The sequence below is a fragment of the uncultured Rikenella sp. genome (assembly GCF_910579375.1).
In the GTDB taxonomy this organism is placed as follows: Bacteria; Bacteroidota; Bacteroidia; order Bacteroidales; family Rikenellaceae; genus Rikenella.
Map to the genome: position 1 here is coordinate 1 of NZ_CAJTUJ010000095.1, position 7,116 is coordinate 7,116.

Here is a 7,116-nt window from a genome sequence, read left to right on the forward strand (position 1 = left end):
CCTGCGACCCCGCAATAGAACGAAAGCCCCTTTTATTTTCACCCGCCAGCCCTTGGAGGGCCCCTCCCCTGCTTTGCCCGTGACGACCAGACCTTAATCTTCAAGAGGCCTTTCCTCCGGCACAGCAAACCTGCTCCTTCCAAACCTCTTACACTTACCATAAATTCGGAAGGAAAAAGGCGTAAATTTGTACGGTTTTTGATAGAAATACGATGAAATTCAAACCTACCACTATTATGTTCAAAAAAGCATTTTACGCATTGTGTTTTCTCCTGCCTCTGGCAGGCTGGCAAACCGTTCAGGCACAGGATTATCGGACAGCCGTCAGTGTAAATCTCGGAGCCGATATGGGCTTCGGAATGAAGCATTTTCTCGGAGCACGCAGCGCTATCGAAGCTCAATTCGGTTACAATATCCCGTGTAAAGGGGTGATGCTCTCGGCCGTCTATCAGTACCATGTGCCCCTGACCAAAGGATTGCAACTCTATGCCGGCGGCGGGTTGAACATCGGAGTGCTTCACTTGGGCAAGCATCAGAGCTCGGATTTTGCGATCGGGTTGGATCCGACCGTCGGTTTCGAGTACAAATTCGCTCAGGCGCCGATTGCACTGGCCGTGGACTATAAACCCAATATCAACTTTACACCCCATTCTCAGTGGGATTTGGCCGCCTTTAAGGTGCGGTACACTTTCTGATAGAGATACAAGCAATAAAAAGGGAGGACGGTCATATCGCGACCATCCTCCCTTTGTGTTTACAGAGATCCTATGTGACCTTATTGCCCGATCATCTCCGGATCGACGATCTCGTGAGTGCGGATATCGACGAAAACAGGCGTCGTTTCCATCCCTTTCGAGGTCAGGGCGGCATCTACGCGGATAATCCGGTCGCTGATACGCGAGTATTCGCGAATCTCGTTTTTGTAGACATCCATTTTGACCACCGCTTGTTTGGTGAGATCCGACACCCAGAAGCTCTCGTCAGTCACTCTGTGGATGCGAGCCGCCTGAGAAAAGGCAAAACCCTTGATCGATTTGATCGGATTGTTCCATTGTTTCGCCGCCCGATCGTAAATGTTGATGCCATTATTATCCCCCGTGAAGTACATCCGTTCGGCAGTAGATGCGAAAGTTTTCGGTTTGAACGGCAACTCTTCCATCGTCTGGTCGGCCAGGTCGATCACCGTCCCGTTCTTCATCTCGTCGTTGACCAGAGTCGGATCGAGCACTCGAAGCCGTTTGCCTTCGTAATCCGTCAGCAACAGTTTGCCCTCCGCATTGGACTCCATATACTGCGAATTAAAGCCGTTATTATGGGCTCCGAAAGCGCCGGCTCCGGCTTGCTTGTAGCGGTTGATTTTTTCGGCATTTCCCGGCACAGCGTCGCTCTCTTTGTAAACGCTCACGGTGCCGTTCTTGTCGCGGGTGAAGATCAGTCCGTCTTTCACCGCCATAGCCTGTGTCTGGAATACCGGTCCGCTCCACTTTCCATTACCGATGCTGACGACGTAGTTCAGGTCGGGCAGGTCGAAAACGTGAATGTAGGACTGACGTTCATTGACATACAGCCGCGTGTCGGTCACGACGATCGCTTCGATATTGCTGGTGAATTTCTGTTCCTTGCCGTTTGCCGTCCACGAGGCGAGGGTACGGAACGGCCGGTTGTTCTTCAGGTCGAAGAGAATCAGACTCGACCCCTCTGCGATGTTGGCCACGAAGAGCGTGTCGCCCCGGTGTGCCACCGTGTAGGGTATGAATTTTCCGGTTTCCAGCCCCATGCTTTCGTTGTTCAGCAGGGTGCCGGCTTCATAGGAGTAGTACCAGTAGCTGGTATAATTATCGCTGTTGGTATCCGGATCGACTGGGTCGCTGTTCTCCGAACACTGTACCGACAGAAGACCGCAGCAGGCGATCCACAGGATATGATGAAGATTGAATTTCATGTTTTTTCGATTTTTAATCAGGGGTAGGTCTATTGCAACTGGCTCATCGGGATGGCGTAGAGCTTCATGCCGCCTTTGATTCGGTCGATGATGAAGAGCGTTTTGCGCCGGATGCAGAACTTTTCGGGTGCCTGCAACGTGATGCCGCCGATGGTGGTGTAGTTCTTCAGAATGGTTCCCGTTTTCGGGTCGACTTCGCAGAACTTCTCGTCGCCGTTCGAGCTGACGAACAGTTGTTTGCCGTAGAAATCCAGGGCATACGGAGAGTTCTTGTAAGCGATGTTACCCGAGCGTTTGAGCTCTTTGTACTCGCGCACCTGCGAGAGGTCGAACAGGTCGATTCGTTTGGCGGGATGGGTGGCATAGAGGATTCCGCTCGTGGTGTCCACCGCCATGCCGTAGGTTCCGTTCGTCTCGCCGAGCGCTTCCGAGCGGGCATAGACCAACAGTTGTTCCTGCCGATCGGACAGCGACTCTTCGGCCACCACCAGGCAGCGTTTGTCGTGGATCAACATCAGGCCGTTGTACACCACGATGTCGAATGCGTGGACGGTTTGTCCGGCTCCGGTACCCCATTTCCCGTTCCCGAGACAGGCGATGAAATGTTGGTCTTCGGCGTCGAACACTTCGGTGCGGCTGCCGGTATGGGTGACATAGATTTTGCCGTTGACCCGTGTCACGCCGTTCGGTTCGCCGAGGAAGTGTTCGGTCGTCCCTTCGCCCCGCGTCCACTCCCGAATGCTCTTCAGGTGCGAGATCGCGCCGTCTTTGATGTCGAAAATTTCGACGCTGTAATTGTCTTTAGCGTCGTTTACGATGAACAACGAGTCGTTGTACACATAGACGTCTTTGGGCTGGAAAGTGGCGGCTGTAGCGCCCGGAACAGCCGTGTGATCCAGCGTGAAGGAGACGGCTTCGCCGTTTTCGCCTTTCAGGTCGTTTTCGCCTTTATAGATCAGCCCCCCGTCGATTTCGTCGAGTTCCGGGTCTTCGATGATGTGTTTCGACGAGCGGTAGTATCCGCCGCCCGGCAGATAGGCGGTTTTGGAGCGGCGGCTGTGCAGGAATCGCCGCGAGTAGACCGGGAGTTTCTTGGCGATCCCCAGCTCTTCGTAGACTTTGCCGCACAAGGAAGTCCAGCCCGGTCCGGTTTGTTCGTAGGTCATATTACCGGCATGGCCGTAGCCCAGACAGTGGGCATATTCGTGGAAGATGGTCTCGGTAATGCTGGCGTCGTCCGGATATTGTTCGAAGTATACGGATTCGTGCATACCGAATGTCTCTCCGCCGCCGAGTCCCATGACGCCGGTGGTATGACCGAAAATCAGAGCACGATGCTCGTTCGCTTTTTTCAACACGAAGTCTTTGTCCACAACGGTTTTGTTGTTATCCGAGTGCAGCGGCCCCCAGTTTTGCAGCGCCGAGGCGAATTCCGGACTCGAATACATGTAAGCCATGTTCAGAGCCATAGCCACCGCTTCCCGCGCGTGGCAGGCGTGTAAAGGGTAGGCCCAGTTGGAGTTGTTCGGCTGATAGTAGCGGCCGAATCCGATATACCGGTGGCATTTGATGGCCTGGAGGGTTTTGTAGTACGGCGCATCGCATTCGACTTCGAAGCTGAGGTTGCTGCCGGCCAGATGCGGGTTGGCCATGATTTGGATCTTTTTGCCGCTGCGGGTATAGGCCGTTATGTTTTCGGTCGCGAAGGGCAGTTTGACCCGTAATTGCTGGAATGGCATGAGTCTTTCCAGCACCAACAGTTTGATCTGTTCGTCGTAGCCATCGATCTTTGCCCAGACCGTCACATTGGGGAGGGAGCGCGGGCTGTAGAACCGGAGCTGGAAATTATGCTCGTCGTCGAGGGTCATCTGGATCGTCTGGTCGGTGTAGAAATTCCGATCGGGATTGTCCAGAAACAGCTCCGAAGGTTCGTCGTCGTTGAACATGTAGTAGGTGTTTTCGGCGTTGTAATCCGATCGGGTCATGTACACCGGAAACTGGTTCGGCGCATTCACGCCGGAATCGGTCAGCAATTTGTTCTCTTTCTTACAGCCGATTAGCAGCAATGCGCTGAAAACCAGTAGGCTGTAAAGGCCTGCAAGAAAAGTTTTTCTCATAGTGCGTGTGTTTGAATGGCGATTGTTTTACGTCCGTTCTGTAGAAATCGCCCGCGAAGATAGGCAGTTAAGCAAAAAAAAAAAAACGCACTTTGAGTTTTGTAAATATTCGTTTTTCTGTCGAGGGGTCGAACTGTTTTGTAATCAGTCAGAAAACAAAAAAGCCCTTCTGCCGGGCCTCCCTCGCGAGACGAGGGGCCGAGCAGAAGGGTAGCCCGAAAGAGGGGTAAGACGGAGGGCTTGTGGATAAAAAAACGCCGTTCACTGAATAAGGAACGGCGTGATAGGTCGGTATGGGAAAGGAGCGTTTAGTCGCTGTCGATTTCGTCTTCCGGAAGTGGTAGTTCGTACTTGGTGTCGATAATCTCTTTGTCCGGGAAGAAGAAAGAGGCTTCCCAAGCCGCATTTTCGTCGCTGTCCGATGCGTGAATGGCGTTCCGGGTCTTCGAAGCGGCGAATTTTTTGCGGATAGTCCCTTCGGCAGCCAGCTCCGGATTGGTCTTGCCGATCAGTTCGCGGAACTCAGCCACGGCATCCTGCGACCCCTCTTTTTCGAGCACTGCGGCTACGATCGGCCCGGAGGTCATGAAGAGGTAGAGGTTCCGGAAAAAGGGCCGTCCTTTGTGTACGTAATAGAATTTTTCGGCGTCCGAGCGGCTGAGGTAGGTCATCTTCAGCGCGATGATCCGAAAACCTGCCTTTTCGATCATGGTCAGGATTTCACCGATGTGGTTTCCCCCCACCGAATCCGGCTTTATGATGGTAAAGGTTCTCTGTCCCATAAGGTATTGAGGTGTTGATGAGTGAATAATTTCGGATAAAGATAGCAATTATTTCGGACGAATGAAATTCGGCGGTCGGCACGGTGGAAAAACGGGGCGCGCGGCGGCGGAGAGAAAAAAGAGGCGACGCGTATCACTCGTCGCCCTCGAATGTGTTTCGGGCGGCTGTATATCCTTCCCATTTGGCGATACAGGCGGCGAAGTCGGCCGGATATTCCGATTCGAAATAGACCTCCTGGCGCGATTCCGGGTGTACGAATCCCAGACTCAGCGCATGCAGTCCGTGGCGCGGCATCGCGGCGAAGCAGTTTTCGACGAACTGTTTGTATTTGCTGAAGGTGGTGCCTTTCAGAATCCGGTCGCCGCCGTAACGTTCGTCGTTGAAGAGCGGGTGGCCGATCGACTCCATGTGTACCCGGATCTGGTGTGTCCGTCCGGTTTCGAGCCGGCATTCGACGAGGGTGACATATCCGAACCGTTTCAAGACCCGGTAGTGGGTCACGGCGTGTTTCCCGACCGGCCCGTCGGGCGGAAAGACGGCCATGCGCATTCGGTCGGTGGTGCTACGGGCGATGTTTCCCACGATCGTCCCCTCGTCTTCGTCGAAGTTGCCCCACACCAGTGCGTGATAGATGCGTCGAATGGTGTGGTCGTAGAATTGCCGGGCCAGAAAGGCGTGTGTCCGCTCGTCTTTGGCCACGACCAGGAGTCCGGAGGTGTTTTTGTCGATCCGGTGGACGAGTCCGGCCCGCATGTCGCCCTGTTCGAAGAGCGGAAGGCCCCGCAGGTGAAAGGTGAGGGCGTTGACCAAGGTGCCGGTATAGTTTCCGTGTCCCGGGTGTACGACCATTCCGGCGGCTTTGTTGACGACGATCAGGCGGTTGTCTTCGTAGACGATGTCGAGCGGAATGTCTTCGGCAATGATCTCCAGTTCGCGCGGCGGGTAGGGCAGCACGATCGATATCCGGTCGAGGGGTTTGACTTTGTAGCTCGATTTGGCGGGTTGCCCGTTGACGAGGATGTTGCCGGCATCGGCTGCGGCCTGAATGCGGTTCCGGGAGGTGTTTTCGAGCCGGGTGGCCAGAAATTTGTCGAGCCGCAGCAGTCCTTGCCCCTTGTCGGCCACGACGTTGAAGTGTTCGAAGAGTTCGTCTTCGCGTTCGTCGCCGAATTCGCTGATGTCGTCGGTGTCGAGGGGTGTCGGTTCGCCGACGGCAAGGGGTTTGTCCGGCTTTGTCATCGGTGGGTTACTCTTTTTCCCGGTCATTATCGGCACTCTCTTCTTCGTCTACGGCATATCGCCGGGTCGCTGCGTCCGAGCTTTTGGAGGACGATGCGATCTTTTGTGTATCCAAGGTCAGCCACAGCGAGACTTTCCCGCCGTAGTCCGTCCGGCTCTGCTGGTTGGGTTCCTGTCGATAGACGCGGGCGTCTTCGGTGTCGTTGGTTCCGATTCCGGAGTCGAACTTGATGTTGCCGACGTTCAGTCCGACTTCCCACAGCCGACTCTTGGCTTCGCGCAAGGTGAGTCCGATGACTTTCGGAATCCGGGGTAGGGGCGAGGAGTGGTTGACGCCGACCACGAGGGTGATGCCGGATCCGAGTTCCGCTTTGGTGCGCGAGTCGTGGGTGATGGATCGGCCTTTGTAGAGCTCGTCGAGGACGTTGTTGGTGGCCATGTCGGATCGGTAGACGAGTCGCTCGATCTCGAATCCTTTGGTTTCGAGCATGTTTTTGGCCTGTCGCAAGGAGTAGCCGGTCACGTACGGAATCACGTCGGTTCTGGGCCGGAAGGCGTTGACGGTCAGGAATACGCGCCGCCCTTTCTTGACGCCCATCCCGGGTTTCGGGCTCTGGTCGAGGATCTGGCCGGGCTTCTGCTTCGGCATGTAGAGGGAGTCGATGATCTCCAAGCGCAAGGCTCCCTGTTCGCTCATTTTTCGTGCTTCGTCGAAGGTGTGCCCGATCATGGTCGGCACGATGATCCGTTGCCCGTGACGGGTGTAGATGTTCAGAACGAGGTTGACGATGAAATAGAGGATGATGCCGATACAGAGGGCCATCACGATATTCCGCAGGATGATGTTCCGGCGGATGGTGTCGAGCATGCGGGCGAGCACGGGGGGTAATTGTGTCTTGCGGGGGTTCCGGGGGGCGCCGTTGCGGCGAGGGGTAGGGGGAAAGGGTGTCGGTGACATAACGCACAAAGTTACATTTTTTATTTGTTCGTTTATCGGTTCTTTGTGCCGGATAGAACCGTACCTTTTCTGAAGAA

General features: G+C 54.8%; 6 protein-coding genes. 1 reads left to right on the plus strand and 5 read right to left on the minus strand.

Annotated features, from left to right (window positions below; genetic code table 11):
• Window positions 1-212 precede the first annotated feature (212 nt).
• A complete protein-coding gene (locus tag QZ302_RS07605) occupies window positions 213-695 on the plus strand; it encodes a hypothetical protein (protein WP_294594175.1) in 483 nt (160 codons plus the stop codon).
• 80 nt (window positions 696-775) lie between these two features.
• On the opposite strand, the gene QZ302_RS07610 is transcribed toward QZ302_RS07605, so the two are convergent.
• The 5 genes from QZ302_RS07610 to QZ302_RS07630 form a co-directional block, all read right to left on the minus strand.
• Complete coding sequence (locus QZ302_RS07610) at window positions 776-1,942, minus strand: quinoprotein amine dehydrogenase (RefSeq protein WP_294594177.1); 1,167 nt, start codon at window positions 1,940-1,942, stop codon at window positions 776-778.
• A 29-nt stretch (window positions 1,943-1,971) separates the two neighbouring features.
• Window positions 1,972-4,059, minus strand: a complete 2,088-nt coding sequence (locus QZ302_RS07615; RefSeq protein ID WP_294594179.1) for a hypothetical protein — start codon at window positions 4,057-4,059, stop codon at window positions 1,972-1,974.
• Between the two features lie 308 nt (window positions 4,060-4,367).
• The gene (gene ndk, locus QZ302_RS07620; RefSeq protein WP_294594181.1) at window positions 4,368-4,841 is read right to left on the minus strand and encodes a nucleoside-diphosphate kinase; all 474 of its coding nucleotides are present in this window, start codon (window positions 4,839-4,841) and stop codon (window positions 4,368-4,370) included.
• A 133-nt stretch (window positions 4,842-4,974) separates the two neighbouring features.
• Window positions 4,975-6,081, minus strand: a complete 1,107-nt coding sequence (locus QZ302_RS07625) for an RluA family pseudouridine synthase (protein WP_294594183.1) — start codon at window positions 6,079-6,081, stop codon at window positions 4,975-4,977.
• A 7-nt stretch (window positions 6,082-6,088) separates the two neighbouring features.
• On the minus strand, window positions 6,089-6,961 hold the full coding sequence (locus QZ302_RS07630; protein ID WP_294594184.1) for a PASTA domain-containing protein: 873 nt from the start codon (window positions 6,959-6,961) through the stop codon (window positions 6,089-6,091).
• Window positions 6,962-7,116: the final 155 nt, after the last annotated feature.

Coding starts and splice junctions, on each gene's coding strand:
- QZ302_RS07605 (WP_294594175.1), top strand. CDS start 213: ATGAAATTCAAACCTACCACTATTATGTTCAAAAAAGCATTTTACGCA.
- QZ302_RS07610 (WP_294594177.1), bottom strand. CDS start 1,942: ATGAAATTCAATCTTCATCATATCCTGTGGATCGCCTGCTGCGGTCTT.
- QZ302_RS07615 (WP_294594179.1), bottom strand. CDS start 4,059: ATGAGAAAAACTTTTCTTGCAGGCCTTTACAGCCTACTGGTTTTCAGC.
- ndk (WP_294594181.1), bottom strand. CDS start 4,841: ATGGGACAGAGAACCTTTACCATCATAAAGCCGGATTCGGTGGGGGGA.
- QZ302_RS07625 (WP_294594183.1), bottom strand. CDS start 6,081: ATGACAAAGCCGGACAAACCCCTTGCCGTCGGCGAACCGACACCCCTC.